This window comes from Paracoccus niistensis, from assembly GCF_042432925.1.
In the GTDB taxonomy this organism is placed as follows: Bacteria; Pseudomonadota; Alphaproteobacteria; order Rhodobacterales; family Rhodobacteraceae; genus Paracoccus; species Paracoccus niistensis.
The window spans coordinates 55,903-81,457 of record NZ_JBHLWE010000017.1 but is presented as its reverse complement, the minus strand read 5'-3'; the positions used below and the strand labels follow the sequence as shown (position 1 = coordinate 81,457).

The 25,555-nt window shown below is 67.4% G+C and carries 26 protein-coding genes and 1 pseudogene; 10 read left to right on the top strand and 17 right to left on the bottom strand.

The genetic code is table 11. The features are described from left to right. Positions 1-284 precede the first annotated feature (284 nt). A complete protein-coding gene (locus ACFFII_RS04660; protein WP_377697723.1) occupies positions 285-2,708 on the top strand; it encodes a heavy metal translocating P-type ATPase in 2,424 nt (807 codons plus the stop codon). 71 nt (positions 2,709-2,779) lie between these two features. On the opposite strand, the pseudogene ACFFII_RS04655 reads toward ACFFII_RS04660, so the two are convergent. From ACFFII_RS04655 to ACFFII_RS04645, 3 genes and pseudogenes are all read right to left on the bottom strand, one after another. After that, positions 2,780-3,435, bottom strand: a pseudogene (locus ACFFII_RS04655) (NAD-dependent deacylase). Beyond that, positions 3,432-3,734: a hypothetical protein gene (locus ACFFII_RS04650; RefSeq protein ID WP_377697722.1), complete on the bottom strand. Its 303-nt coding sequence runs from the start codon at positions 3,732-3,734 to the stop codon at positions 3,432-3,434. Before ACFFII_RS04650 ends, ACFFII_RS04655 begins: the two are co-directional and overlap by 4 nt. Before the next feature lie 190 nt (positions 3,735-3,924). After that, positions 3,925-4,113, bottom strand: a complete 189-nt coding sequence (locus ACFFII_RS04645) for a heavy-metal-associated domain-containing protein (protein ID WP_090754188.1) — start codon at positions 4,111-4,113, stop codon at positions 3,925-3,927. A gap of 54 nt (positions 4,114-4,167) precedes the next feature. On the opposite strand from ACFFII_RS04645, the gene ACFFII_RS04640 reads away from it, so the two are divergent. Together ACFFII_RS04640 and lepA are read left to right on the top strand one after the other, a co-directional pair. Then, positions 4,168-5,073, top strand: a complete 906-nt coding sequence (locus ACFFII_RS04640) for a DMT family transporter (RefSeq protein WP_377697721.1) — start codon at positions 4,168-4,170, stop codon at positions 5,071-5,073. Positions 5,074-5,112: 39 nt separating this feature from the next. Next, complete coding sequence (gene lepA, locus ACFFII_RS04635) at positions 5,113-6,912, top strand: translation elongation factor 4 (RefSeq protein ID WP_377697720.1); 1,800 nt, start codon at positions 5,113-5,115, stop codon at positions 6,910-6,912. A 115-nt stretch (positions 6,913-7,027) separates the two neighbouring features. Here lepA and ACFFII_RS04630 read toward each other — a convergent pair whose 3' ends face one another. Beyond that, on the bottom strand, positions 7,028-7,981 hold the full coding sequence (locus tag ACFFII_RS04630) for a hypothetical protein (protein ID WP_377697719.1): 954 nt from the start codon (positions 7,979-7,981) through the stop codon (positions 7,028-7,030). 55 nt (positions 7,982-8,036) lie between these two features. Then, positions 8,037-8,564 (bottom strand): REP-associated tyrosine transposase, encoded by a 528-nt coding sequence (locus ACFFII_RS17775; RefSeq protein ID WP_446686936.1) that lies wholly within the window; start codon positions 8,562-8,564, stop codon positions 8,037-8,039. A 156-nt stretch (positions 8,565-8,720) separates the two neighbouring features. Between ACFFII_RS17775 and ACFFII_RS04620 the strand changes: the two genes are divergently transcribed. The 4 genes from ACFFII_RS04620 (at position 8,721) to ACFFII_RS04605 (ending at position 10,565) form a co-directional block, all read left to right on the top strand. After that, entirely contained in the window at positions 8,721-9,206 is a 486-nt protein-coding gene (locus ACFFII_RS04620) for a nucleoside deaminase (protein ID WP_377697717.1), read from the top strand. 171 nt (positions 9,207-9,377) lie between these two features. Next, entirely contained in the window at positions 9,378-9,692 is a 315-nt protein-coding gene (locus ACFFII_RS04615) for a TraR/DksA family transcriptional regulator (RefSeq protein ID WP_090754177.1), read from the top strand. A gap of 69 nt (positions 9,693-9,761) precedes the next feature. Beyond that, a complete protein-coding gene (locus tag ACFFII_RS04610) occupies positions 9,762-10,298 on the top strand; it encodes a cytochrome b (protein WP_377697716.1) in 537 nt (178 codons plus the stop codon). Between the two features lie 66 nt (positions 10,299-10,364). Next, positions 10,365-10,565, top strand: a complete 201-nt coding sequence (locus ACFFII_RS04605; RefSeq protein WP_090754173.1) for a hypothetical protein — start codon at positions 10,365-10,367, stop codon at positions 10,563-10,565. Positions 10,566-10,568: 3 nt separating this feature from the next. Here ACFFII_RS04605 and ACFFII_RS04600 read toward each other — a convergent pair whose 3' ends face one another. Then, on the bottom strand, positions 10,569-11,336 hold the full coding sequence (locus ACFFII_RS04600) for an alpha/beta fold hydrolase (protein ID WP_377697715.1): 768 nt from the start codon (positions 11,334-11,336) through the stop codon (positions 10,569-10,571). 81 nt (positions 11,337-11,417) lie between these two features. Between ACFFII_RS04600 and ACFFII_RS04595 the strand changes: the two genes are divergently transcribed. Beyond that, positions 11,418-11,801 (top strand): hypothetical protein, encoded by a 384-nt coding sequence (locus tag ACFFII_RS04595; RefSeq protein ID WP_377697714.1) that lies wholly within the window; start codon positions 11,418-11,420, stop codon positions 11,799-11,801. A gap of 84 nt (positions 11,802-11,885) precedes the next feature. Here the strand turns inward: ACFFII_RS04595 and glyA are convergent, their stop codons facing one another. Next, positions 11,886-13,169 carry a serine hydroxymethyltransferase gene (glyA, locus tag ACFFII_RS04590; protein WP_377697713.1) on the bottom strand — a complete coding sequence of 428 codons (1,284 nt, stop codon included), beginning with the start codon at positions 13,167-13,169 and terminating at the stop codon, positions 11,886-11,888. Between the two features lie 114 nt (positions 13,170-13,283). Between glyA and ACFFII_RS04585 the strand changes: the two genes are divergently transcribed. Together ACFFII_RS04585 and ACFFII_RS04580 are read left to right on the top strand one after the other, a co-directional pair. After that, positions 13,284-14,036: an NAD kinase gene (locus tag ACFFII_RS04585; RefSeq protein ID WP_377697712.1), complete on the top strand. Its 753-nt coding sequence runs from the start codon at positions 13,284-13,286 to the stop codon at positions 14,034-14,036. Positions 14,037-14,044: 8 nt separating this feature from the next. Further along, complete coding sequence (locus tag ACFFII_RS04580; RefSeq protein WP_377697711.1) at positions 14,045-14,494, top strand: GNAT family N-acetyltransferase; 450 nt, start codon at positions 14,045-14,047, stop codon at positions 14,492-14,494. On the opposite strand, the gene ACFFII_RS04575 is transcribed toward ACFFII_RS04580, so the two are convergent. From ACFFII_RS04575 to sucC, 10 genes are all read right to left on the bottom strand, one after another. Beyond that, positions 14,491-15,165 (bottom strand): hypothetical protein, encoded by a 675-nt coding sequence (locus tag ACFFII_RS04575; protein ID WP_377697710.1) that lies wholly within the window; start codon positions 15,163-15,165, stop codon positions 14,491-14,493. The genes ACFFII_RS04580 and ACFFII_RS04575 overlap by 4 nt on opposite strands. 56 nt (positions 15,166-15,221) lie before the next feature. Beyond that, positions 15,222-15,710 (bottom strand): transglycosylase SLT domain-containing protein, encoded by a 489-nt coding sequence (locus tag ACFFII_RS04570; protein WP_377697709.1) that lies wholly within the window; start codon positions 15,708-15,710, stop codon positions 15,222-15,224. Positions 15,711-15,910: 200 nt separating this feature from the next. Beyond that, positions 15,911-17,299: a dihydrolipoyl dehydrogenase gene (gene lpdA / locus ACFFII_RS04565; protein ID WP_377697708.1), complete on the bottom strand. Its 1,389-nt coding sequence runs from the start codon at positions 17,297-17,299 to the stop codon at positions 15,911-15,913. 148 nt (positions 17,300-17,447) lie between these two features. Then, positions 17,448-17,780 (bottom strand): MAPEG family protein, encoded by a 333-nt coding sequence (locus ACFFII_RS04560; protein WP_377697707.1) that lies wholly within the window; start codon positions 17,778-17,780, stop codon positions 17,448-17,450. Next, positions 17,777-18,037 (bottom strand): hypothetical protein, encoded by a 261-nt coding sequence (locus ACFFII_RS04555; protein ID WP_377697706.1) that lies wholly within the window; start codon positions 18,035-18,037, stop codon positions 17,777-17,779. Before ACFFII_RS04555 ends, ACFFII_RS04560 begins: the two co-directional genes overlap by 4 nt. A gap of 56 nt (positions 18,038-18,093) precedes the next feature. Then, positions 18,094-19,707 (bottom strand): 2-oxoglutarate dehydrogenase complex dihydrolipoyllysine-residue succinyltransferase, encoded by a 1,614-nt coding sequence (odhB, locus tag ACFFII_RS04550; protein WP_377697705.1) that lies wholly within the window; start codon positions 19,705-19,707, stop codon positions 18,094-18,096. A gap of 1 nt (position 19,708) precedes the next feature. Further along, a complete protein-coding gene (locus ACFFII_RS04545; protein WP_377697704.1) occupies positions 19,709-22,675 on the bottom strand; it encodes a 2-oxoglutarate dehydrogenase E1 component in 2,967 nt (988 codons plus the stop codon). A gap of 108 nt (positions 22,676-22,783) precedes the next feature. Beyond that, positions 22,784-23,668: a succinate--CoA ligase subunit alpha gene (gene sucD, locus ACFFII_RS04540; protein WP_377697703.1), complete on the bottom strand. Its 885-nt coding sequence runs from the start codon at positions 23,666-23,668 to the stop codon at positions 22,784-22,786. Positions 23,669-23,683: 15 nt separating this feature from the next. After that, a complete protein-coding gene (locus ACFFII_RS04535) occupies positions 23,684-24,181 on the bottom strand; it encodes a hypothetical protein (RefSeq protein WP_377697702.1) in 498 nt (165 codons plus the stop codon). Continuing rightward, positions 24,181-25,374, bottom strand: a complete 1,194-nt coding sequence (gene sucC / locus ACFFII_RS04530; RefSeq protein WP_377697701.1) for an ADP-forming succinate--CoA ligase subunit beta — start codon at positions 25,372-25,374, stop codon at positions 24,181-24,183. Before sucC ends, ACFFII_RS04535 begins: the two co-directional genes overlap by 1 nt. Positions 25,375-25,555 lie beyond the last annotated feature (181 nt).

Here is a 25,555-nt window from a genome sequence, read left to right as displayed (position 1 = left end):
CCCATGTGCTGCCGTTCCGCCACCCCCCGACCCGCGAGGCCCCCGCGCCGCGCGCCCGTGCGTCCGGCGCATCTGTGCCGGGGACAGGGCGGGCGCGGCTGCCGCTGCCACCAGCGGGACCGCGGGCTTGCGGCGCGGGCGTCCATGGCCCTGCGTGCAAGGGACGCCGTCCTGCTTCCGGTGCTGCGGCCCGCCGAGGCCGCCGCCGATCCGCCGGGGCGTCCGCAGGCCCCGCCCGTCGCCCTTTCGACTCCGATGAAACATGGAATCGAAAAGGCTTTGTCATGGCACAAACACAACAGATCGAATTCGAGCTTGAGGGCCTGAGCTGCGCCTCTTGCGTGGGCCGGGCCGAGCGCGCGCTTGCCGCCGTCCCCGGCGTCGCCCGCGCCAGCGTCAACCTTGCCACCCGCCGCGCGCGCCTGGATCTCGACGACCCCGCCGCCGCCGGACCCGCCATCGAGGCGGTGGGCCGCGCGGGCTATCCCGCCACGCTGAAGACCACGCGGCTGGCGGTGGAAGGGATGACCTGCGCCAGCTGCACGGGCCGGGTCGAACGCGCGCTGACCGCGCTGCCCGGCGTGACGGGCGCGGTGGCGAACCTTGCCACGCGGTCGGTCACGGTGACGCATGGCCCGTCGGTCACGCCCGCCGCGCTGGCCGGGGCGGTGAAGCGCGCGGGCTACAAGGCGGCGGCTCCTGACGCTGCGGCCGAACCTGACCGCGACGCGCGGCGCGAAGAGGCCGCGGGGCTGCGCGGGCGCTTCATCCTCGCCGCCGTCCTGACGCTGCCGCTGTTCGTCCTCGAGATGGGCGCGCACCTGTTCCCGCCCTTCCATCACTGGCTGATGTCGGCGGCGGACACGCGGCTGCTGTGGGCGGTGCAGTTCGTCCTGACGCTGGCGGTGCTGGCCGGGCCGGGGCGGATCTTCTTCGCCCACGGCATCCCGGCACTCCTGCGGGGCGCGCCCGAGATGAACAGCCTTGTCGCGTTGGGGGCGGGGGCGGCGTTCCTGTATTCCACCGTGGCTACCTTCGCGCCGGGGCTGCTGCCTGCCGACGCGCTGCATGTCTATTACGAGGCCGCTGCGGTCATCGTGACGCTGATCCTGCTGGGCCGCTGGCTGGAAGCGCGGGCGCGCGGACAGGCGGGGCAGGCGATCCGGCGGCTGGTCGAACTCGCCCCGTCCACGGCCCGCGTGCGGCGCGGCGGCGCAGTGGCCGAGGTGCCGGTCGCGGAACTGGTCCCCGGCGACCTGGTCGAGTTGCTGCCCGGCGAGCGCGTGGCGGTGGACGGCGAGATCACCGAAGGCCAGGGCGTGATCGACGAGTCCATGCTGACGGGCGAGCCGCTGCCTGTGCCCAAGGTCCCCGGCGACCGCGTGACGGGGGGCACCGTGAACGGCGCCTCGGCGCTGAGCTATCGCGTGACGGCAGTGGGTGCCGACACCGCGCTTGCGCGGATCGTGCGGATGGTCGAGGACGCGCAGGCCGCAAAGCTGCCCGTGCAGGGCATGGTGGACCGGGTCACGCGGGTTTTCGTGCCCGTGGTGATCGCGCTTGCGGTCCTGACCTTCGCCGTCTGGATGCTGGCGGGGGCGGGGCTGACGGGCGCGCTGGTGTCTGCCATCTCGGTCCTGATCATCGCCTGCCCCTGCGCGATGGGGCTGGCGGTGCCGGTGTCGATCATGGTGGGCACGGGACGGGGCGCGGAGCTGGGCATCCTGTTCCGGCGCGGCGACGCGCTGCAGCGACTGGCCGATGCGCGGGTCGTGGGCTTCGACAAGACCGGCACGCTGACGCTGGGACGCCCGGCGCTGGTCGCCCTCGAGGCGCGCGGCATCGAGGACGCCGAGGCCCTGCGGCTGGCTGCGGCCGCCGAGGCGCGGTCCGAGCATCCGCTGGCCGCCGCCGTCCTGACCGGCGCGCGCGAACGGGGGATCGAGGTGCCCGCCGCCTCGGCCGTGTCCGCCAGCGCGGGCCGGGGGCTGCGGGCCACGGTCGAGGGCCGCGCGGTGCTGATCGGCAACGCGCGCGCTTTGGAGGAGGCGGGGATTGCCCCCGACGCGGGGCTGCTCGCGCGGGCCGAGGCGCTGTCGGCCGAAGCCGCGACTCCGGTGCACCTGGCGGTGGACGGGGTTCATGTCGCGGTGATGGGCATGGCCGATCCCGTGCGGGAAAGCTCGGCGCAGGCCGTGGCCGCGCTGCACGGGCTGGGGATCGGGACGCGCATGATCTCGGGTGACGTTCCCGCCGCCGCCGAGGCCGTGGGCCGGCGGCTCGGCATCGACCATGTGACCGGGGGCGTGCTGCCCGAGGGCAAGCTGGAGGCGATCCGAAGCATGGGCGAGGGCAGCGTCTTCGTGGGCGACGGCATCAACGACGCGCCCGCGCTGGCGGCAGCCGAGACCGGAATCGCCATTGGCTCGGGAACCGACGTGGCGATCGAGGCGGCCGAGGTCGTGCTGGCCTCGGGCGACCCGTCCGCCGTGGCGAAGGCGATCCGGTTGAGCCGCGCGGTCATGCGCAACATCCGGCAGAACCTGTTCTGGGCCTTTGCCTACAACGTCGCGCTGATCCCGGTGGCGATGGGGGTGCTGGTGCCTCTGGGCGGGCCGCGCCTGTCGCCCATGCTGGGCGCGGCGGCCATGGCGCTGTCCTCTGTCTTTGTGGTGACAAATGCGCTGAGGCTGCGGCGGTTTCGCTGAGGGCGGACGTGGGACCGGGGCGCTGCCCCGGACCCCGGGATACTTGGACGAAGAAGAACGAACCGGGGAGTTCAGCCGATCAGCGAGGTGACCCATTCGGGGACGGTGCGGCTGGCGGGACCCTCGATCACCCGGCCGAAGCGGCCGGGGGCGGTCGGCGCGAGGTTGAGTTCCACCGTTTCGGCGCCGTTCATCGTGGCGATGTCCACGAAGCCCGCGGCCGGATAGACGTTCCCCGAGGTACCGATGGCCGCGAAAATGTCGGCGCTGTCCAGCGCGGCCTCGATCCGGTCCAGGTAATAGGGCATCTCGCCGAACCACACGATGTCGGGACGCGCCGCGGGCCTGCCGCACGACGGGCAGGCCATGCCCACGGGCATCCTGTCGGGCGCGGGCCAGCGGTGACCGCAGGCGCCGCACAGGGCCGAGTCGAGGCGGCCGTGCATGTGGATCACATCCTTTGCACCCGCGCGGTCCAGCAGCGCGTCCACGTTCTGGGTGATCAGCGTCACGCCGGGCTGGCGGCTGAGCCGGGCCAGCGCCTCGTGTGCCGGGTTGGGCCGAGCGGACGCCGCCCCTACCCGGCGTGCGTCGTAGAAGCGCATGACCAGCGCGGGGTCGCCACGTCCTCGACCCGGTGCTGTTCCCAAAGCCCGTCCGAGGCGCGGAAGGTCGCGAGCCCACTTTCGGCCGACAGTCCCGCGCCGGTCAGGACGACGATCCTCACCGTGCGCAGTAGCGTTCGGCAGTCGCGGCGAAGACCTTGTAGCGGTCCCAGAACTGGTTGTCGGCGGCGCGCTTGGACATGCGCACATCCTGCGCCTGCTGGGCGTTGCGGAAGAACCCGGCGGCGCGGCGCTGGTCGGCGCGCGACAGGGTCTGGTCCGCGACCTGCTGGATGCAGCCGCAGAGCCCCGGGCTGCGGGCGCCGCGGTCGGACCGGATGCAGGCGTTGTCGATGGGGCCGGCCTCGGCGAAGGGGGTGGTCAGAAGGATGGCGGCGATGGCCACGACGGGCTTCATCATCTGGTGTCTCCTCGTCCTGAATGCTGCCTTTGCGGCAGTCGTGCCTTGGTTCCGCCGGTGGTTGCGGACAGGTTCAGGAATACCATCGCCGAGGCAATGCGGCAACGAAACAGAATGCCGCAAATCCATGCGCGAAGGGGCGCGGGACCGACACCGGGGCAGGGGCCGGAGGCGCTGATTCGACGCCCCTTTATTCGACCGGGACAGCGGTGTAGCCCGCTTCCTTGATGACCTCGGCCGCCCGCGCGCTGCCCATGCCCTCGACCGTGACCGTCTTGCTGTCCAGGTCGGTGCGGGCCTGCCCCCCGGCCTGGGCGATGGCGGCCTCGATGGTGGCGGTGCAATGGCCGCAGCTCATGTCTTCGACGTGGAACTTCATGGCGAAAGCCTTTCGTGCTTGACGCGAGAAGGCCAGTCTAGCATCGCCGGGGACATGACCGCCACCAGTCCCCTGAACACGTCGGAGGCCACGGCCAACCTGCGCGCGGCGCTGCTGATGGTCGGCGCCATGGCGACATTCGCGGTCGAGGATGCCGCGATCAAGGCCCTGACCATGAGGCTGCCGGTGGGGCAGGTGCTGGTCACGCTGGGCCTGCTGGGAATGGCGGTCTTCTGGGTCCTGCTCAGGCGGGCAGGGGGGCGGCTGTTCACCCGCGCGCTGCTGATCCCGGCCGTCCTGCTGCGCAACGGGGGCGAGGCAGTGGGCGCCGTCGGCCTCACGCTCGCGCTGGCGCTGACGGACCTGGCCTCGGCTTCGGCCATCCTGCAGGCGCTGCCGCTGGCGCTGGTCATGGGAAGCGCATTGTTCCTGAAGGAGAAGGTCGGCTGGCGGCGCTGGGCGGCGATCCTTGTCGGCTTTGCGGGCGTGCTGCTGATCATCCGCCCCGGCGCGGCGGGCTTCCAGCCGCAGTCGGCGCTGGCGCTGGTGGGCGTCGTGGGACTTGCCGCCCGCGATCTCGCCACGCGGCGGATGCCGGCGCGGGTGCCCTCGCACCAGCTGTCGGCTTCGGCCTTCGCGGCGCTGGTGCCGGCGGGGCTGGCGCTGGCCTGGGTGCAGGGAACGCCGATGCTGGTCCCCACGCAGCCCGAGGCGCTGGGCTTCCTGATCTGCATGGCCTTCAGCGTCCTGGGCTACGCCATGATGGTCGGCGCGACCCGCGCCGGAGAGGCTTCACTGATCGCGCCCCTGCGCTATGTCCGCCTGATCTTCGCCCTGCTGATCGCCGTCGCCGTCTTCGGCGAGCGGCCCGACGCGGCGACCCTTGCGGGGGCCGCGCTGATCGTCGGATCAGGCGGTTTCGCCATGTGGCGCGAGCTTGTGCGCAACCGCCCTCGCTGACCCCTTCCCGCAAGCGCGGCGCCCCTGTATTAGCCGCGCATGACCCAGCTTGACCTCATCCGCAACTTCTCGATCGTGGCCCATATCGACCACGGCAAATCCACGCTCGCCGACCGGCTGATCCAGTCGACCGGCACGGTCGCCGACCGCGACATGAAGGAGCAGCTGCTCGACAGCATGGATATCGAGCGCGAACGCGGCATCACCATCAAGGCCAACACCGTCCGCATCACCTACAAGGCCAAGGACGGGCAGACCTATACGCTGAACCTGATCGACACCCCCGGTCACGTCGACTTCGCCTACGAGGTATCGCGGTCGATGCGGGCCGTGGAAGGGTCGCTGCTGGTGGTCGATGCGACGCAGGGGGTCGAGGCGCAGACGCTGGCCAATGTCTATCAGGCGATCGACGCGGGGCACGAGATCGTGCCGGTGCTGAACAAGATCGACCTGCCGGCGGCGGAACCCGAGCGGGTCAAGGAACAGATCGAGGACGTGATCGGCATCGACGCCTCGGACGCGGTGCTGATCTCGGCCAAGACGGGCCTCGGCATCCCCGACGTGCTGGAAGCCATCGTCACCCGCCTGCCCGCGCCCAAGGGCACCCGCGAGGCGCCGCTGAAGGCGATGCTGGTGGATTCGTGGTATGACGCCTACCTCGGCGTCGTCGTGATGATCCGCGTCATGGACGGCGTGATCCGCAAGGGCGACCGCGTCCGCATGATGCAGACCGGCGCCGTCTACGGCATCGACAAGCTGGCCGTGCTGACCCCGCGCATGGTGGACATCCCCGAACTCGGCCCCGGCGAGATCGGCGTCTTCACCGCATCGATCAAGCAGGTCCGCGACACCCGCGTGGGCGACACCATCACACATGAGCGCAAGGGCACCGATGAACCGCTGCCCGGCTTCAAGCCCGCGCAGCCCGTGGTCTTCTGCGGCCTTTTCCCCGTGGACGCCAACGACTTCGACGCCTTGCGCGACGCGATCGAGAAGCTGGCGCTGAACGATGCCAGTTTCTCCTACGAGATGGAAACCTCGGCCGCGCTCGGCTTCGGCTTCCGCTGCGGCTTCCTGGGGCTTCTGCACCTGGAAGTCATCCGCGACCGGCTGGAACGGGAATACGACCTCGACCTGATCACCACCGCGCCGAGCGTGGTCTTCAAGCTGCACATGAAGGACGGCGAGGTGCGCGAGCTGCACAATCCCGCCGACATGCCCGACCCCATGCAGATCGACCATATCGAGGAACCGCGGATCAAGGCCACGATCATGGTCCCCGACGACTACCTGGGCGACGTGCTGAAGCTGTGCCAGGACCGCCGCGGCATCCAGCTTGACCTGACCTATGCGGGGTCGCGCGCGATGGTCGTCTATGACCTGCCGCTGGCCGAGGTCGTCTTCGACTTCTACGACCGGCTGAAGTCGGTGACCAAGGGCTATGCCTCGTTCGACTACCAGATCTCGGAATACCGCGAGGACAACCTGGTCAAGATGTCGATCCTGGTGAATGACGAGCCGGTGGACGCCCTCTCGATCATGGTCCATCGCGACCGCGCCGAGTCCCGCGGCCGCGCGATGGTGGAAAAGCTGAAAGAACTGATCCCCCGCCACATGTTCAAGATCCCGATCCAGGCGGCCATCGGCGGGAGGGTGATCGCGCGGGAAACGCTGGCCGCGCTGCGCAAAGACGTGACCGCCAAGTGCTACGGCGGCGACGCGACGCGGAAGAAGAAGCTGCTGGAGAAGCAGAAGGCCGGCAAGAAGAAGATGCGCCAGTTCGGGAAGGTGGAGATCCCACAGTCGGCGTTTATTTCGGCGCTGAAGATGGATGGGTAGGATGGAGCAGCATCACTAGATGCTTCCTCTTGCAAGGTGTACGACAACTATCCCTCTCCCTGCTCTTCTTTGCCTGCATTCAGGTAGCGCACTTTGATCGTGCACAATGCAAAAATCAAACACGGCGAGACTGAAGAACGTGCTCTGCCCTTAGGAACATTATAATATGCCCTTGGCCGGGCATAATTAAATTCTTATTGCTAATGTTTATTCCTTGAGCGCGCGGCTTTTCAGGGAATGTTTCTTGATAGAGCTCATGTTCCACTAATACTGGGCATACCCCAGAAACTTCCGATATTGCATTGACTTGCAAGTCTTGAACATAAGTCTTGTATCTTACTTTTGAATAGGCCTGCCCATCAATGTGCATGGTAATTGTCCGGTGGCGGGCAATCTGGTGCTTCGTTGCAGGCAGCTTTACACTCTTAGATCCCTCCCCATTTGTAGTTTCGCGTTCCTCCTCGCATGAAGGATAGGTATCGATTGATTTACCATTTATTTTGAATTCCCTTAGCTCTGTCGAAATTTCGCCAGCCCCTCTCTCATAGCTGTATGTGTAGGAAATATATTCGACATGGCTGTGCGGTGCAATTTCTATACTGCACCTTTCCTCCAGCGTCATTATTCCGGTTTTCTCGTCGAACGATGTTACACGATAGTCCCTAAAAACTTTCTTGAAGTAGTAGTCTTTTGTCCTTGGAAGGTAGGAGTTCATAATTGATTCGTAGATCGCATCCTTCAGTTCTGGAAACCTTCTCCTACAAAGGCAATTGGTGGCTCTTTTCCATATTTCCTCTATATCGCTTCGATTTGATAAGTGCTCCTCTCCTGTTATGACGTCAATCAGTGCATCTGCATACAAGCTCTTAAAAAATCTTGCCGTTGTAACGGCTGAGACGACACCCCCTGTAATAATGGCGGTTCCCACCGTCTTCATTGACTGGTTGTCAAAATTGTAACCCGCGACAACAACAATAAACCCAATCGCAAGAAAGATAACAAAGCTGTTGTTCCTGACGAAATCTACGCCAGCCAAAAGAATGCGCATGTCAAAAGAAGCAAACCTCATCTGTTTCAATCTTCGAGATTGCTCATTTAATTTTATTCTAACACATCTTGCCCCTTCAAACAACCTGGCTATCACCTAGCAAGCGTAGGGTGCGTGCTCCGCACGCACCATCCCACCGCAAAGGTGCGTGGAAACCACGCACCCTACGGATCGCCCACGGCCCATTCCCATTGAGGCCCGCCGATCTCGCGGTGAACCGAAGAGAACGGCCACGCTTCCGCCCACTCCACCACCCGTGCTTCACCGGATTGAACCAGCGGTACCGCAGATGCGCCGCCGGATCAGCCTCGTCGCGGATGTGATGCTCCCAATACCGCCGCTGCCACACCGCGCGCTCGCCACGCGCCACATGGCTCGGGCGCCGCGTCTCTGCCTCCACCCCCCGCGAAAACCGCGCCTTGATGAGCCGCCATCGGGTCGCGTAATCCGCATCTTCCTCCGGCATCCGCCAGATGCAGTGCAGATGGTCGGGCAGCACCACCCATGCCTCGATGGCGAACGGCCGTTCGGCGCGGGTGTTGCGGACGGCCTGCCGCAGCCGCTCCACCTCGGCGACCGGCAGGTGCGATCTGCGCTGCGACAGCGCGACCGTGGAGAAGATCGTGGCACCGGCACGGCGCGGGCGGATGTAGCGCGACGTTCCCGCACACTGCGGCGCGCGCGGTTAACAAAGCCTCACCGCATTGACCCGCACCAGCGCCTCGGCCCATCATCGCCGCCAGACCGGCCGGAGCCCCCCATGAACCCCACCCACACCAAACTCCACCACCTGCGCCGCTGCATCGAGCTTGCGGCCGAGGCGCTTGCGGCAGGGGACCAGCCCTTCGGCTCGGTTCTTGTGGCGGCGGACGGGACGGTGCTGGCCGAGGATCGGAACCGCACCGGGGGCGGCGACGCGACCCTCCATCCCGAACTCGCGCTGGCACAATGGGCCGCCCGCCACATGACACCGGAGGAGCGGAAGGCAGCCACCGTCTTTACCTCGGGCGAGCATTGCCCCATGTGCGCCGCCGCGCATGGCTGGGTCGGGCTGGGGCGGATTGTCTATGTCCACTCGGCCCAACAGTACGCCGACTGGATGGCCGAGCTTGGCCGCGGTCCCCTTCCCGTCCGCCCCATTCCGATCCAGGAGGTGGTGCCGGGCATCCCGGTCGAGGGGCCAGTGCCCGAACTGGCAGAGGAAATGCGCGATCTCCACCGCCGCCATGCCCGGCAGCACTCATAGGCAGATCTCCTCGCATCCTCCACCCGGCGGTGGCATCCCCGAATGATCCCCGGCGCGCATCGGCGCCAGCCGGCTGCGGCGGAACCCCGCAGCCCGAACCCTCGGGCTTGACGAAAGGGCAGGCCCCCGCTGATCTGGACTCCACCACAGCCAGCAAGGGAAGGGCACACCATGACCCCCGAAGCCGCCAGGGAAATCCTTCTTGCCCGCCGGGCCGAGCTGCTCGGCAACATCGCCCGCATCGAGGACCAGCTGGACGATCCCGTGCCCAAGGACTGGGAGGATGCGGCCTCGGAACGGCAGGGGGACGAGGTGCTGACCGCGCTCGGCCAGTCAGACCAGGCCGAGATCAGGCGCATCGATGCGGCGCTCGCGCGGATCGCGGCGGGGGAATACGGCGACTGCGTGCAATGCGGCAATCCCATCGCCGAACGGCGGCTGCAGCTTCTACCGGACACGCCCTTCTGCGCCAACTGTTCGCCCTGAGGCAGCCGGGGAACATTCGGGCCGCTGGCGCATTTCCAGCCTGAGAGCCCCCTTTGCGAAGGCAACGCCATGCGTCACCCCGCCCGCTATTCCGCCATCCAGATCGCGCTTCACTGGGCGGTCTTCGCCCTGGTCCTCGTCCAGCTTCTGACCGGAGGCTGGATGGCCGAATATTTCCGTGCCCTGATGCGGGCCGAGGAGGGACGGCCGATCATGGGCAATGCCGTCTGGCACATGGTGTCGGGCATCGCGATCCTGATCTTCATGCTGACGCGGCTGGCGCTGCGCTTCACCCATGGCGCGCCGCCCTCCAAGGCGGATTCGCCCGGTTGGGACAAGGTGCTGTCCAAGCTGAACCACTGGCTGTTCTATGTCGTGCTGATCGCCATGCCGCTGGTCGGGATGGCCGCCTATCTGATCCCCAGCCGGGCCATGGGAGAGTTGCACGAGAACACCGTGCCGGTCCTGCTGGCGCTGGTGGCGCTGCACCTGGCAGGAGTCGTTTATCACCAGTTCATACGCAAGGACGGGCTGATCCGGCGCATGACGCGCCCCGAGCAGGGGGTGGAACGCGTGCCTCCTGTCGATCCACGCCGCCGGGGCTGATCTGGATCAAGGCATGGCCCGCCGCCCTGGCTTAGGCGGGCCGAAACGAGACAAAGAGGTTGGGCGATGTCGCGGCTGTTCCTGTTTCTTGCGATGATGTCGGTGCCGACGCTGGCGGGCATCGGCGTCATCATCATGCTGACATTGGGTTATTACGACTGGCGCGCGATGCTGTCGGCTGCCGCCATCGGCGCGGTGGGCGGGTTCCCGGTCGCCTGGCTGGTCGCCAAGCGCATCCAGGCGACGGACCCCAAGGACAGCCTCTGACGCTCAGCCGTTCAGGAAGTCCACGATCCGGGCCGCGACCTGGCCCGGCTTTTCGGCGTGCAACCAATGGCCCGTGCCAGGGATCGCTTCGATGACCGCCTGCGGAAAGAACTCGCGGATCGCAGCCTCACCCTGGGCGGTGACGTAGTCGCTGTCGCCGCCGCGCAGGAACAGGGCGGGGCCATCGAAGGTCGTGCCGCTTTCGGGCCAGCCGGTCAGGTTCTCCATGTTGGCGCGCAGGGCCGCGAGGTTCATCTTCCAGCGCGGCGGGCTGGCCTTGAGGTCCAGCGATTGCAGCAGGAAGGCGCGGACGCTGTGGTCGTCCAGCTGCTCGGCCAGCAGCGTATCAGCACCGCTGCGGCTGGCGGCGCTGGCGACATCGGTGGCCTCCAGCGCCTCGATGATGCCGTCCTGAGTGTGGCCATAGGCGACAGGCGCGATATCCAGCACCGCCAGCCGCCGGACCATGTCGCCGCGCGTCAGCGCCAGCCACATCGACGCCTTGCCACCCATGGAGTGACCCACGACATCCGCACGGCCGCCATACGCCGCGATCACCTCGGCCAGGTCGCCGGCCAGGGCGTCATAATCGTGCCGGTCGTCCCAGGGCGACTCGCCGTGGTTGCGCATGTCCACGGCCAGCACCTGCCGCGTGTCGGACAGGGCGCGCGAGATCACGCCGAGGTTCCGCGCCTGCCCGAACAGGCCATGCGCGACAAGAACGGGGGGCTGGGGGCCGGGCTGGCCCGAGATGGTGAGCGACAGTTTCATGGGGGCGATGCTAGCCCGTCTGGCGAAGCGCCCGCAAGCGACCTATCCTTTCGCGCGATGCGGACGGCAGGGGACAGGGGAATGGCGCAGGACGACGTGCGGGCGATGGCCGACGAGGTGGCGGCGCTGATGGCGCAGCGCTTGGGCGGCGCGCGGCGGGGCACGCAGCCCGACCTTGCCACCATGCTGCGCCGCCGGGGCAGGGCGCTGCCGCGCCGCCAGCGCCGGGCGGCGGAGGTACTGGCCCGCGCGCAGAAGGCGGCCGTGACGCCGAAGCTGTCGCGGCAGATGGACAGCACCGCCGCCGCACGGGCCCATGCCGAACTGATCCGCTATCTTCGTCCGCTGGGCGCCTCGGCCCGCTGGCAGGAAGGCGCCCTGAACGTGGCGGCTGCGGTGATGCTGGGACTGCTGCTGGTCGGCGCCATCGCCGTCTGGATCATGGTCCGGCGCGGGCTGGTGTGACCCGATGACGGTGCGTGCGAAGCACGCAAAGTGTGGCCCGCTCAGGGGCTGGGCGCGCCGGATGGGCCGGCGCGCCTAGGGGCCTTACAGGCCTTCGTAAAGCGGGAAGCGTGCGCAGAGCGCCTTGACCTCGCCCGCGACGCGGGCCTCGACTTCGGCATTGCCCTCGGGACCGTTGGCGGCCAAGCCGTCCACGACCTGAACGATCCAGCGGCCGATCTGGCGGAACTCCTCTTCCCCGAAGCCGCGGGTGGTGCCGGCGGGCGAGCCCAGGCGGACGCCCGAGGTCACGGTCGGCTTTTCCGGGTCGAAGGGGATGCCGTTCTTGTTGCAGGTGATATGGGCGCGGCCCAGAGCGTCCTCGGTCTGGTTGCCCTTCACGCCCTTGGGCCGCAGGTCCACCAGCATCAGGTGGGTGTCGGTGCCGCCGGTGACGATATCCAGCCCGCCCTTCATCAGCTCGTCCGCCAGCGCCTGCGCGTTCAGGACGACCTGCTTCGCATAGTCCTTGAAGTCCGGCCGCAGCGCCTCGCCGAAGGCCACGGCCTTGCCGGCGATCACATGCATCAGCGGCCCGCCCTGGATGCCGGGGAAGATGGCCGAGTTCACCTTTTTCGCGATATCCGCGTCGTTGGTCAGGATCATGCCCCCGCGCGGGCCGCGCAGCGTCTTGTGCGTGGTCGTCGTCGCCACATGGGCGTGCGGGAAGGGCGAGGGGTAAAGCCCCGCCGCCACCAGCCCAGCGAAATGGGCCATGTCCACGATCAGATAGGCCCCGACCTGGTCCGCGATCTGGCGCAGGCGCGCGAAGTCGATGATGCGCGGGATGGCCGAGCCGCCCGCGATGATCGCCTTCGGCTTGTGCTCGTTCGCCAGCGCCTCGACCTGGTCATAGTCGAGCAGGCTGTCCTGCTTGCGCACCCCGTATTGCACCGCGTTGAACCACTTGCCCGACTGGTTGGGGCGCGCGCCATGGGTCAGGTGCCCGCCCGCGTCGAGGCTCATCCCGAGGATGGTGTCGCCGGGGGTCAGCAGCGCCTGGAAGACGCCCTGGTTCGCCTGGCTGCCCGAGTTCGGCTGGACGTTCACGAAGTCGCAGCCGAACAGCTGCTTGGCGCGGTCGATCGCGAGGTTCTCGGCGATGTCCACGAACTCGCAGCCGCCGTAATAGCGCTTGCCCGGATAGCCTTCGGCATACTTGTTCGTCAGGACCGAGCCCTGCGCTTCCAGCACCGCGTGGCTGACGATGTTCTCGGACGCGATCAGCTCGATCTCGTCGCGCTGGCGGCCGAGTTCGCGGCGCACCGCGTCGAAGATTTCGGGGTCGCGGGTGGAAAGGGCTTCGGTGAAGAATGCGCTGTCGGTCATGGGGGTCCTCCGGGCCAGGGTCAGCGTCCTGTTAGCCACTTTGCGCCGGCCCTTCCAGCGCCTCGGCGCCGCCGAGGCTTGCCAAGGGCCGGGCAGGGTGCATGGATGCCACCCATGACCGCGTTCCATTTCACCGCAAACGACACCGATGTTGCCCAGAACGCCCTTGGCCGGCTGATGGAGCGTTACGGCCAGACCCCCGCGACCCGCGCCGACGTGGTGGTGGCGCTAGGGGGCGACGGCTTTCTTCTGTCCACGCTGCGCCAGAACCTCGGGCGGCCGGTCTACGGGATGAACCGCGGCACCGTCGGCTTCCTGATGAACGGCTATGACGAGGATGGCCTGCCCGAGCGCATCGCCCATGCCGAGGAAACGGTCATCAACCCGCTGTCGATGGTGGCAGGGGCGATCGACGGGGACGAATACCGGGCGCTGGCGATCAACGAGGTCTCGATGCTGCGCGCCGGTCCCCAGGCCGCGCGCATCCGCATCAGCGTGGACGGCCGCGTGCGGATGGAGGAACTGGTCTGCGACGGGCTGATGGTGGCGACGCCTGCGGGATCGACCGCCTACAACTATTCGGCGGGCGGGCCGATCCTGCCGATGGGCTCGGACGTGCTGGCGCTGACGGCCATCGCGCCCTTTCGCCCGCGCCGCTGGCGGGGGGCGATCCTGCGCCACGATTCGGTGATCCGCATGGACGTGCTGGACCCGCGCAAGCGCCCCGTCATGGCGGATGCCGATGCCAAGCAGGTAGACCGCGTGCTGTGGGTCGAGATCCGCACCGAGCCCCGCATCGCCCACCGCCTGCTGTTCGATCCCGGCCACGGGATGGAGGAGCGGATGCTGCGCGAGCAGTTCACATGACTCAGGCGATGCCCCTGACCGTCCGTCCGCTGAGGCCCGATGATCGCGCGGCGTGGCAGGTTCTGCATGAAGGCTATCACGCCTTTTACGACCGGCCCGGCTTGCCGCAATCCTTCCATGACCAGGCATTCCAGCGGCTGATGTCCGGCAACGCGCAGGATTTCCACGGGCTGGTGGCCGATGACGGCGGGCGGCTGCTGGGACTGGTGCATTACGTCTTCCACCCGCACCTGTGGCGGCCCGAGGGCGTCTGCTACCTGCAGGACCTGTTCACCGCCCCGGTCGCGCGCGGTCAGGGCGTCGGGCGGGCGCTGATCGAGGCCGTCTATGCGGCCGCCGATGCGGAAGGGGTGCCCGCCGTCTACTGGACGACGCAGGAATTCAACTACGCGGGCCGGATCCTTTACGACAAGGTCGGCACGCGGACCCCGTTCATCCGCTACACGCGTCCGCTTTAGGGCGCCGTGTCGGGGTCCGAGCGGCCAGCGCCCATGCCCAGACCCATGCCGCCGCCACCGGCATCCATGCCCCCACCGCCGCCTCGTCCGCCGCCGCCTTCGCCGCGGCCCCGCCCGCCTGCGCCGCTGCCTGGCGGACGCGTCGGCCCCTGTGGCGGGATGGCAAGGCCCGCAGGCACGGGTTCAAGGTCCAGCGCCTCACGGATGAAGTCACGCAGCGAGACGACAAGCTCCTGCGTATGGACCCTCCGGCCTTCGACAAGCTCGCGCGCGGCGCGTTCGGCCAGGCGCACCTGCTCCTCGGTCCCCAGCAGCAGGATGTCGGACAAGGCGGCCTCGACCGCGTCGCGGATGCGGCGGCGGCGGTCGGCGCCGGGGGTGTCGGCATCAAGGCTGTCGGTGGCGCCGTCCTCCTCGGCCATGCGCTGGCGCAGGTCGCGCAGATGGGTGGGATCCACGGACAACTCGCCGGTGAAGGACCCGCCGAGCGTCTTGTAGGCGGCGATCAGCAGTTTCAGCCGCTCGTTGATCTGCCGGTTCATCCGCTCGCGCCGCGCCTGGACCGTGAACATCACAAGCAGGCGGATGCCGATCCCGATCAGCGCGAACAGCGCGATGCCGATCAGCGCCGAAAGAAAGTCATTCCATGAAGTGATGCTGATGCCGCGCATGTCGTCCCGGGGTTGCTACGCCCCCGAACGCGCGGCCCCATTGCCCGTTCCGCCTGTCAGCGCAGGCCGGTCTCGTCCAGCAGGCCCTTGCGCTTGGCTTCGTAATAGTAGCCGCGCGAATACCATTTGACGGCGGCATCGTGGTTGCCGCCCGCGACCAGGTAGGCGCCGCGCAGGTATTTCACGCCGTATTTCAGGTTCGTCTCGGCATCCAGCAACCCCTGGGGCGAGCCGCGGTAGCCCATGCCGCGGGCAGTGGCGGGGACCATCTGCATCAGCCCGTAGTATTTCCCGTTCCGCGCCCCGGGGCGATGGCGGCTTTCGCGGATGACGACGCGATGGACCAGTTCCTCGGGGACGCCATACATGGCGGAATACTTGCTGATGAGGGCGCGCAGCTCGGGCGTCTCGTTGGGGTGCAGCTCGGCCTGGCTGATACGGGGCTGGGCCAGGTACATCAGGTCCGACTTTTCTGCGCCGCCGCCGCAGGCCGCAAGAACGGTCACCAGCGCAAGTGCGCCGAGACGGGTCATGGTTGGGGTCATCACTGTCCTGCCGGAGTCTGTTTATGGTTGGCAGGACGATAGCCACAGGCAGTCCTCGCGCCAGACGCAAAGCGAAACCCCGCTGCCGCAGACTGCTTGATCGGCAAGAAAACGCCGAGAGGTTGTGGAACCCCTCGGCGTCCTTCTGACCGGATAGCCGGATCGGAAGCCGGGCCGGGCACCGGGCCCGGCCTTTCCCGTCAGATGTGGATCGCGCCGTCGCCGCAGGCCAGCGCCGCCTCGCGCACCGCCTCGCTGACGGTCGGATGGGCGTGGCAGGTGAGCGCCAGATCCTGCGCCGCCGCGCCGAACTCCATTGCCACGCAGACCTCGTGGATCATCTCGCCCGCGCCAGGGCCGATGATGTGGCAGCCGAGGATGCGGTCGGTGTCGGCATCCGCGATCAGCTTCACGAAGCCTTCCGCCTGCAGCATCGCCTTGGCCCGCGCGTTACCCATCAGGGGGAACTTGCCGACCTTGACCTTGCGGCCCGTGGCCTTGGCGCCTTCCTCGGTCAGGCCGACGGCGGCGACCTCAGGCGTGGTGTAGATGACGCCGGGGATGGCGTCGTAGTTCACGTGGCCGTGCTTGCCGGCGAGGATCTCGGCCACGGCCATGCCCTCGTCCTCGGCCTTGTGGGCCAGCATCGGGCCGGGCACCGCGTCGCCGATGGCATAAACGCCGGGGACGCTGGTGGCGAAGTGGCCGTCGATGGCAATCTGGCCGCGATCCGTCAGCTTGACCCCCAGCGCGTCAAGGCCGAGACCGTCGTGATAGGGACGGCGGCCCGTGGCGACCAGCACCACCTCGGCGTCCAGTGTCTGCGCGTCGCCGCCCTTCTTGGGCGTGTAGGTGACGGTCGCGCGACCCCCCGCAGTCTCGACGCCCGAGACGGCGGCGCCCATCACGAACTTGAGGCCCTGCTTGGACAGGATGCGCTGGAATTGCTTCTGCACTTCGCCGTCCATGCCGGGGGTGATGGCGTCGAGATATTCGACCACCGTGACCTGCGTGCCGAGGCGGCTGTAGACCGAGCCGAGCTCCAGCCCGATCACGCCCGCGCCGATCACGACCATGGTCTGCGGGATCTTCTTCAGCGCCAGGACGCCGGTGGAATCGACCACGATGCCGGCGTCGTTGTCCACCTCGACGCCCTTCAGCGCGGTCGAGACGGAACCCGAGGCGATGACGATGTTCTTCGTCTCGTGCACCTGGTCGCCGACCTGCACCTTGCCCGCCGCCGGGATCGAGGCCCAGCCCTTGAGCCAGTCGATCTTGTTCTTCTTGAACAGGAACTCGATGCCCTTGGTGTTGGTGCCCACGGTTTCGGTCTTATAGGCCTGCATCCGGTCCCAGTCGATGTCGGCATGGGCGTTCATCAGGCCCATCTTCGCGAAGTTCTCGTGCATCTCGTGGGCCATGTGGCTGGCGTGCAGCAGCGCCTTGGACGGGATGCAGCCGACGTTCAGGCAGGTGCCGCCCAAGGTTTCGCGGCCTTCGACGCAGGCGACCTTGAGGCCCAGCTGCGCGGCGCGGATGGCGCAGACATAGCCTCCGGGGCCCGCGCCGATCACGATCAGATCATACATGACATCGTCCTTTGTTCTTGGCCGCTGGACCGGGGGCTTCGCGCCCCCAGACCCCTGCGGGATATTTCTGTCCGGCCCGAGGTCAGAAGAGAGCCGTCAGGATCATCAGCATCGTGGCGAGAAACCCCACCCCGAAGATCAGCGAGCGCTAGGGCGACCAGCCCAGCGCATAGGCCGGGACATAAAGGGCGCGGGCGATCAGGTAGACCCAGGCGCAGACGGCCGTGAGACCGCTGTTCGACTGGGTGAACTGGACCAGGACGACGGCAATGGTGAAGAAGGCCAGCGCCTCGAAATGGTTGTTCACCGCGCGGCGCAGGCGGCCCGTCCGGGGCGAGAACTGCGGCTCGCCGTCTCGGGGGCCGACATTCCACTGCTGCAGCCCGTCCCGGCCCATCGACCAGCCGGCAAGGGCGATCTGGATCGCCTGCAGGATGGCCGAAAGGCCGAGGACAACCAGTTCTGGCGAAGGCGGGATCATGCCGTCTGCACCGCGTGATATTCGGCGTTCTGCACGCCCGCGCGCCCGTTGAAGACCTGCGCCGCACCCTGAAGATAGTCGAGCGCGCGCTTGCCGTCGGCAACCTGATACAGCACCCAGACCCGTCCCGTCCCCTCGCGCCAGATCTGCAGCACCGACAGCGAGGCATTGCCGCGGTCCTCGGCATCCGCATCGAACTCGGCCCGGAACTGGGCGTAATCGGCGATGTCGTAGCGGGCGATGATCTGGTTGGTCATGGAGTGGTCCTTTCTTCGGAACGGGGCGTTCAGCGGTCCGAACGCCCCGGACCGGATCAGAGGTCCATCAGCAGCCGGCGGGGATCTTCCAGCGCTTCCTTGACGCGCACGAGGAAGGTCACCGCGCCCTTGCCGTCCACGATGCGGTGGTCGTAGCTGAGGGCCAGGTACATCATCGGGCGGATCACGATCTGGCCGCCGACCACGACCGGGCGGTCCTGGATCTTGTGCATCCCCAGGATGCCCGACTGCGGCGGGTTCAGGATCGGCGAGGACATCAGCGAGCCGTAGACGCCGCCGTTCGAGATGGTGAAGGTGCCGCCCTGCATGTCGGCCATGGTCAGCTTGCCGTCACGGGCGCGGACGCCCAGTTCGGCGATTTCCTTCTCGATGCCCGCGAAGGACTTCTGGTCGGCGTCGCGCACGACCGGGACCACGAGGCCGTTCGGCGTGCCGACCGCCACGCCCATGTGGACGAAGTTCTTGTAGACGATGTCGCCGCCGTCGATCTCGGCATTGACCTCGGGCACTTCCTTCAGCGCATGGCAGCAGGCCTTCACGAAGAAGGACATGAAGCCGAGCTTCACCTTGTGCTTCTTCTCGAACTGGTCCTTGTAGGCGTTCCGCAGGTCCATGACGCCCGACATGTCCACCTCGTTGTAGGTGGTCAGGATCGCGGCGGTGTTCTGGGCGTCCTTCAGGCGGCGGGCGATGGTCGCGCGCAGGCGGGTCATCTTGACCCGCTCCTCGCGGCGCATGTCCTCGGCCGAGGACGGCGCGCGGGGGGCGGGGGCGGGCTGGGGCGCCTCGGTCCGCTGCGGCGCGGGCGCGGGGGCCTGAGCCGCGCGGGCCACGTCCTCCTTCATCACGCGGCCGTCGCGGCCCGAACCCTGGACCTGGTCGCGGCTGACGCCGGCTTCCGCCATGGCCTTGCGGGCCGAGGGCGCGTCCTCGATGTCGGTGCGGCCCGCATCTTCGCGCGGAACGATCTGCTCGGGGCCGTCGCCGGGCGAGCCGACCTCGTCGGCCTTCTGGATGCGCTTGTCGGGATCGACCACGGGCGCGTCGCCCGGACCGCCGATGCCGACGGCGCCGCCTGCGGCTCCGTTCTCGGTGATCAGCGCAAGGCGGGCCTTGGCGTCAATGGTGGCGCCTTCCTCGGCCAGGATCTCGGTCAGCACGCCCGAGGCGGGGCTGGGCACCTCGACCGACACCTTGTCGGTTTCCAGTTCGCACAGCATCTCGTCCTGACGGACGGTGTCGCCCACCTTCTTGAACCAGGTGGCGACCGTCGCCTCGGTCACGCTTTCGCCGAGCGTCGGCACCATCACGTCAACCTTGTTTCCCGCCATCTTCGGCTTTCCCCCGTCTGCGGTCTTGTCCTGGGCGGGCTGGGCCGCCGTTGCAGTGTCGCGCGGGGCGGCAGCCGCCCCGCCTTCGGTGATCTGCGCCAGAAGCGCGTTGGGCCCCACCGTCTCGCCCTCGGGCGCCACGATCTCGGCCAGGATGCCGGCGGCGGGCGAGGGGACCTCGACCGTCACCTTGTCGGTTTCCAGTTCGCACAGCATCTCGTCCACGGCCACGGCATCGCCGGGCTTCTTGAACCAGGTGGCGATCGTGGCCTCGCTGACGCTTTCGCCCAGCGCGGGCACTCGGACTTCGGTCGTCATCTCAGGCTCCGATCGTGATGGCTTCGTGCACCAGCGCGTCCTGCTCCGCCTTGTGGCGGCTGGCCAGGCCCGTGGCGACCGAGGCCTGGGCCACGCGGCCAACATAGCGGGCGCGCGGGTGGCTGGCGCCGACGCGGTTCAGGACCCATTCGATGTTCGGCTCGACGAAGCTCCAGGCGCCCTGGTTCTTGGGCTCTTCCTGGCACCAGACGATCTCGGCCCCCTTGAAGCGTTCCAGCTCCTTGGACATCGACTGGGCCGGGAAGGGATAGAACTGTTCCAGCCGCAGCAGATAGACGTCCTTCGCCCCCGCCTCGTTCCGGGCCGCGAGCAGGTCGTAATAGACCTTGCCCGAGCAGATCACGACGCGGCGGATCTGGTCGTCGGGCGCCAGCTGGAAGTCCACCTTCCCGCGTTCCGCGTCGTCATGCAGCACGCGGTGGAAGGTCGAGCCCGTCTGGAACTCGTCCGCCGTCGAGACCGCCTGCGGATGGCGCAGCAGCGACTTGGGCGTCATCAGGATCAGCGGCTTGCGGAAGCCCCGGTGCAGCTGGCGGCGCAGGATGTGGAAGTAGTTGGCCGGGGTCGTCAGGTTGGCGACGATCCAGTTGTCCTCGGCCGACATCTGCAGCCAGCGCTCCAGCCGGGCCGAGGAGTGTTCCGGCCCCTGGCCCTCGAAGCCGTGGGGCATCAGGACGACCAGGCCCGACATCCGCAGCCATTTCTTTTCGCCCGACGAGATGAACTGGTCGAACATGATCTGCGCGCCGTTGGCGAAGTCGCCGAACTGGGCTTCCCACAGCGTCAGCGCGTTCGGCTCGGCCATGGAATAGCCGTATTCGAAACCCAGCACCGCGTATTCCGACAGCATCGAGTCGATGACCTCGTACCGCGCCTGTCCGTTGCGGATGTGGTTCAGCGGGTAATGTCGGTCCTCGGTGGTCTGGTCCACGAAGGCCGAGTGACGCTGGCTGAAGGTGCCGCGGGTCGAGTCCTGCCCGGCAAGCCGGACCGGATGCCCTTCCACCAGCAGCGAGCCGAAGGCCAGCGCCTCGCCCGTGGCCCAGTCGAAGCCGCGCCCGGTCTCGAACATGGCGCGCTTGCTGTCCAGCAGCCGGCCCACCGTCCTGTGCAGGTCGAAGCCGTCCGGCACGCGGGTCAGCGCCGCGCCGACCTGGGCCATCGTCTCGGCCGAAATGCCGGTCTCTCCGGGGTGATACTCGGACCCCTCGGGTTTCAGCCCGGACCACTTGCCGTCCAGCCAGTCGGCCTTGTTCGGCTTGAAGGTCTTGCCCAGCTCGAATTCCTCGTTGAGCGTCGCCTGGAAGGCGGCCTTCATGTCCTCGATCTCGCCCTCGGGGATCAGGCCGTCCTTGACCAGCCGCTCGGTGTAGAGTTGCAGCGTCGTCTTGTGGCCCTTGATGTGCTTGTACATCGTCGGGTTGGTGAACATCGGCTCGTCGCCTTCGTTGTGACCGAAGCGGCGATAGCAGAAGATGTCGATGACCACGTCCTTGTGGAACTGCTGGCGGAACTCGGTCGCGACCTTGGCGGCATGCACCACGGCCTCGGGGTCGTCGCCGTTCACATGGAAGATCGGCGCCTCGACCATCAGGGCGATGTCGGTCGGATAGGGGCTCGTCCGGCTGAAATGCGGCGCCGTGGTGAAGCCGATCTGGTTGTTGACGATGATGTGGATCGTCCCGCCCGTGCGATGGCCGCGGATGCCCGACAGCTGCAGGCATTCCGCGACAACGCCCTGGCCCGCGAAGGCCGCGTCGCCGTGCAGCAGCACGGGGATCACGCTCGTGCGGTCGTGATGGTCGTTGTACTGGTCCTGCTTGGCGCGGACCTTGCCCAGCACCACCGGGTTCACCGCCTCCAGGTGCGAGGGGTTCGCGGTCAGCGACAGGTGGACGGTATTGCCGTCGAACTCGCGGTCGGACGAGGCGCCGAGGTGGTATTTCACGTCGCCCGAGCCGTCCACGTCCTCGGGCTTGTAGCTGCCGCCCTGGAATTCGTGGAAGATCGCGCGGAAGGGCTTGCCCATCACGTTGGCCAGCACCGACAGGCGGCCCCGGTGGGGCATCCCGATGACGACCTCTTTCGCGCCCAGCGCGCCGCCGCGCTTGATGATCTGCTCCATCGCCGGGATCAGCGCCTCGCCGCCGTCAAGGCCGAAGCGCTTGGTCCCCATGTATTTCACATGGAGGAACTTTTCGAAGCCCTCGGCCTCGACCAGCTTGTTCAGGATCGCCTTGCGGCCTTCTTGGGTGAAGGCGATCTCCTTGCCGTAGCCCTCGATCCGCTCCTTCAGCCAGGCGGCCTGCTCGGGGTCCGAGATATGCATGAACTGCAGCGCGAAAGTGCCGCAGTAGGTGCGCTTCATCAGCTCGGTGATCTGGCGGATCGAGGCGACCTGCAGACCCAGCACGTTGTCGATGAAGATCGGCCGGTCGAGGTCCGAGGCGGTGAAGCCGTAGGTCGCCGGGTCAAGCTCGCCCAGCGGCGGCATCTCGCGCATCCCCAGCGGGTCGAGGTCGGCGTGCAGGTGGCCCCGGATGCGGTAGGCGCGGATCAGCATGATCGCGCGGACGCTGTCCAGCACGGCGCGCTGCAGCTGCTCGTCCGACAGCGACACGCCCTTTTCGTCGGCCTTGGCGGTGATCTTCTTGATCGCGGCCTTTGCCTCGGCCTGCGAGGCCATCGGCCATTCGCCGGTCAGCGCGGCAGTGTTTTCGTCCGCCGGCATGGGCGGCCAGTCGGGGCGCGCCCAGCTTGCGCCCTGGGCACCGCGCGCGGCGGTCGCCTGCGCCTCGCCCAGGCTGCGGAAGTATTCGTCCCAGGCCTGGTCGACGGCGGCCGGATCCTTCGCCCACTGGCCGTAGAGCTGTTCCACATAGGCCGCGTTCGCCCCCTGCAGGAAGGACGAGTCACGGAAGGCGGAGTTCGGGGATTGATCGTTCATGACGGACACCTGACCATATGGCCTTGTGAAAAGGGCAGGGGCCTTGCTCCGCCCCCGGGAAAGTCTTGCCGCCCCAACCTATGCAGGGGCGGCCCGTTATCAACAGCCTTAGCGGCCCATGGCTTTCAGCACGGCCTCGCCCAGGCCCGCGGGGCTGTCGGCGACGATGATGCCGGCGGCCTTCATCGCGGCGATCTTGGATTCCGCGTCGCCCTTGCCGCCCGAGACGATGGCGCCCGCATGGCCCATGCGACGGCCGGGAGGCGCGGTGCGGCCCGCGATGAAGCCCGCGGTGGGTTTCCAGCGGCCGCGCTTTTTCTCGTCGGCCAGGAACTGCGCCGCGTCCTCCTCGGCGGAACCCCCGATCTCGCCGATCATGATGATGGCGTCAGTCTCGTCGTCGGCCAGGAACATCTCCAGCACGTCGATGTGCTCCATCCCCTTGATCGGGTCGCCGCCGATGCCTACGGCCGAGGACTGGCCCAAGCCCACGTCCGAGGTCTGCTTGACCGCCTCATAGGTCAGCGTGCCGGAACGCGAGACCACGCCCACGCGGCCGCGCTTGAAGATCGAGCCGGGCATGATGCCGATCTTGCATTCGTCGGGCGTCATGATGCCGGGGCAGTTCGGTCCGATCAGGCGGCTGGAGGAACCTTCCAGCGCGCGCTTGACCTTCATCATGTCCAGCACCGGGATGCCCTCGGTGATGCAGACAATCAGCGGCACCTGCGCGTCTATTGCCTCCAGGATCGAGTCCGCCGCGAAGGGCGGAGGGACGTAGATCACCGAGGCGTTCGCGCCGGTCTTCTCCACGGCCTCGTGGACCGAGTTGAAGACGGGCAGGTCCAGATGCGTCGTCCCGCCCTTTCCGGGGGTCACGCCGCCGACCATCTGCGTGCCATAGGCGATCGCCTGCTCGGTGTGGAAGGTCCCCTGGCTGCCGGTGATGCCTTGAGTGATGACCTTGGTGTTCTTGTCGACGAGAATGGCCATTGAATATGCCTCTGATCAGTTCGGAACGGCGGCGACGATCGCGGCGCCCCGGATGATGGGAATGTGTGGAGTGGGCAGGACACCCATCAGGACCGTCGAGCCCTTGAAGGTACCTTGCCAGCGGTCGGGCATGTTGCGAGTGGGCGCCACCGGCCTTGCATTGGCAGCCTGCACCCAAGGCTGGATCAGCGCCCGGCCCTGCGCCGGTGTCATGCGATCCACGGCGACGAAGCAGGCAGTCTCGGCGCTTGTTCCATTGCTTGAACGAAGCGTCGTGAAGGCAACTCCGACCCGCATCCCGGGATCGGTGTAGAGCTTCAGTTGGCCGTTAGCCTCCTTCAACTGAAACCCCACGGCCGCCATAGCCTTGGACATGGCGCGGGTATCGGGCAGGTGAGCGGCACAAGCCTGCGCTCCCGCGGCCCCCAGGGCGAGGTTTTCGTCCCTCGCCTGAGCAGCAGCGCTGGTGGCCGACGCCACCATGACCGACAGGGCCAGGGCGATGCGGCGCATCACCCCTTGACCGCCTTCACGATCTTCTCGGCGGCATCCGACAGGTCGTCCGCCGGGATCACGTTCAGGCCCGAGTCGCGAATGATCTGCTTGCCGAGGTCCACGTTCGTGCCCTCGAGCCGCACGACCAGCGGGACCTGCAGGCCGACTTCCTTCACCGCGGCGATGATGCCTTCCGCGATGATGTCGCAGCGCATGATGCCGCCGAAGATGTTGACGAGGATGCCTTTGACGTTCGGGTCCGACGTGATGATCTTGAAGGCCTCGGTGACCTTCTCCTTCGAGGCGCCGCCGCCGACGTCCAGGAAGTTCGCCGGTTCCGCGCCGTAAAGCTTGATGATGTCCATCGTCGCCATCGCAAGCCCGGCGCCGTTCACCATGCAGCCGATCTCGCCGTCCAGCGCGATGTAGTTCAGGTCGTATTTCGAGGCTTCGAGTTCCTTGGGGTCTTCCTCGGTCTCGTCACGCAGGCCCATCACCTCTTTCTGGCGATACAGCGCGTTGTTGTCGAAGCTGACCTTGGCGTCGAGGACCTTGATCTGCCCCTGCTCGGTCACGATCAGCGGGTTGATCTCCAGCATCTCCATGTCGCGCTCGACGAAGGCTTTATACAGCAGCTTCACCAGCGCGACGCATTGCTTGACCTGGTCGCCGGTCAGGCCCAGCGCAAAGGCCACGCGGCGGCCGTGGAAATCTGACAGGCCCGAGGCGGGATCGACGGAGAAGGACACGATCTTCTCGGGGGTCGAGGCCGCGACTTCCTCGATGTCCATGCCGCCCTCGGTCGAGGCGACGAAGCTGATGCGCGAGGACGAGCGGTCCACCAGCAGCGCCAGATACAGCTCGCGCGCGATGTCCGAGCCGTCTTCCAGGTAGATGCGGTTCACCTGCTTGCCGGCGGGGCCGGTCTGGTGGGTGACCAGCGTCGAGCCGAGCATCTGGCGCACGTTCTCGACGACCTCCTCGACCGACTTGGCCAGGCGGACGCCGCCCTTCTCGCCGGCCTCGGCTTCCTTGAACCGGCCCTTGCCGCGGCCGCCCGCGTGGATCTGCGACTTGACGACCCAGAGGGGCCCCGGCAGTTCACGGGCCTTCGCCTCGGCCTCGTCGGCGCTGAGGACCGGGCGGCCCTCGGACACCGGGGCGCCATATTGCTTGAGCAGTGCCTTGGCCTGGTATTCGTGGATGTTCATGGGAACCTCGCAAGGAAACTTGCGGTTCATGTGCCAGAACGCGCGTGCAAAGCAAAGCCGCGCGTTCCGCTTTTGATGCAGGGCAGCACTTTTTGCGAGTTCCGTGATCACACGCCATCGGCATGTGATCACAGTGTTCATGTGCCTTTGTATGCCGCCGCGGGTCCAGTCCTGCCGGACC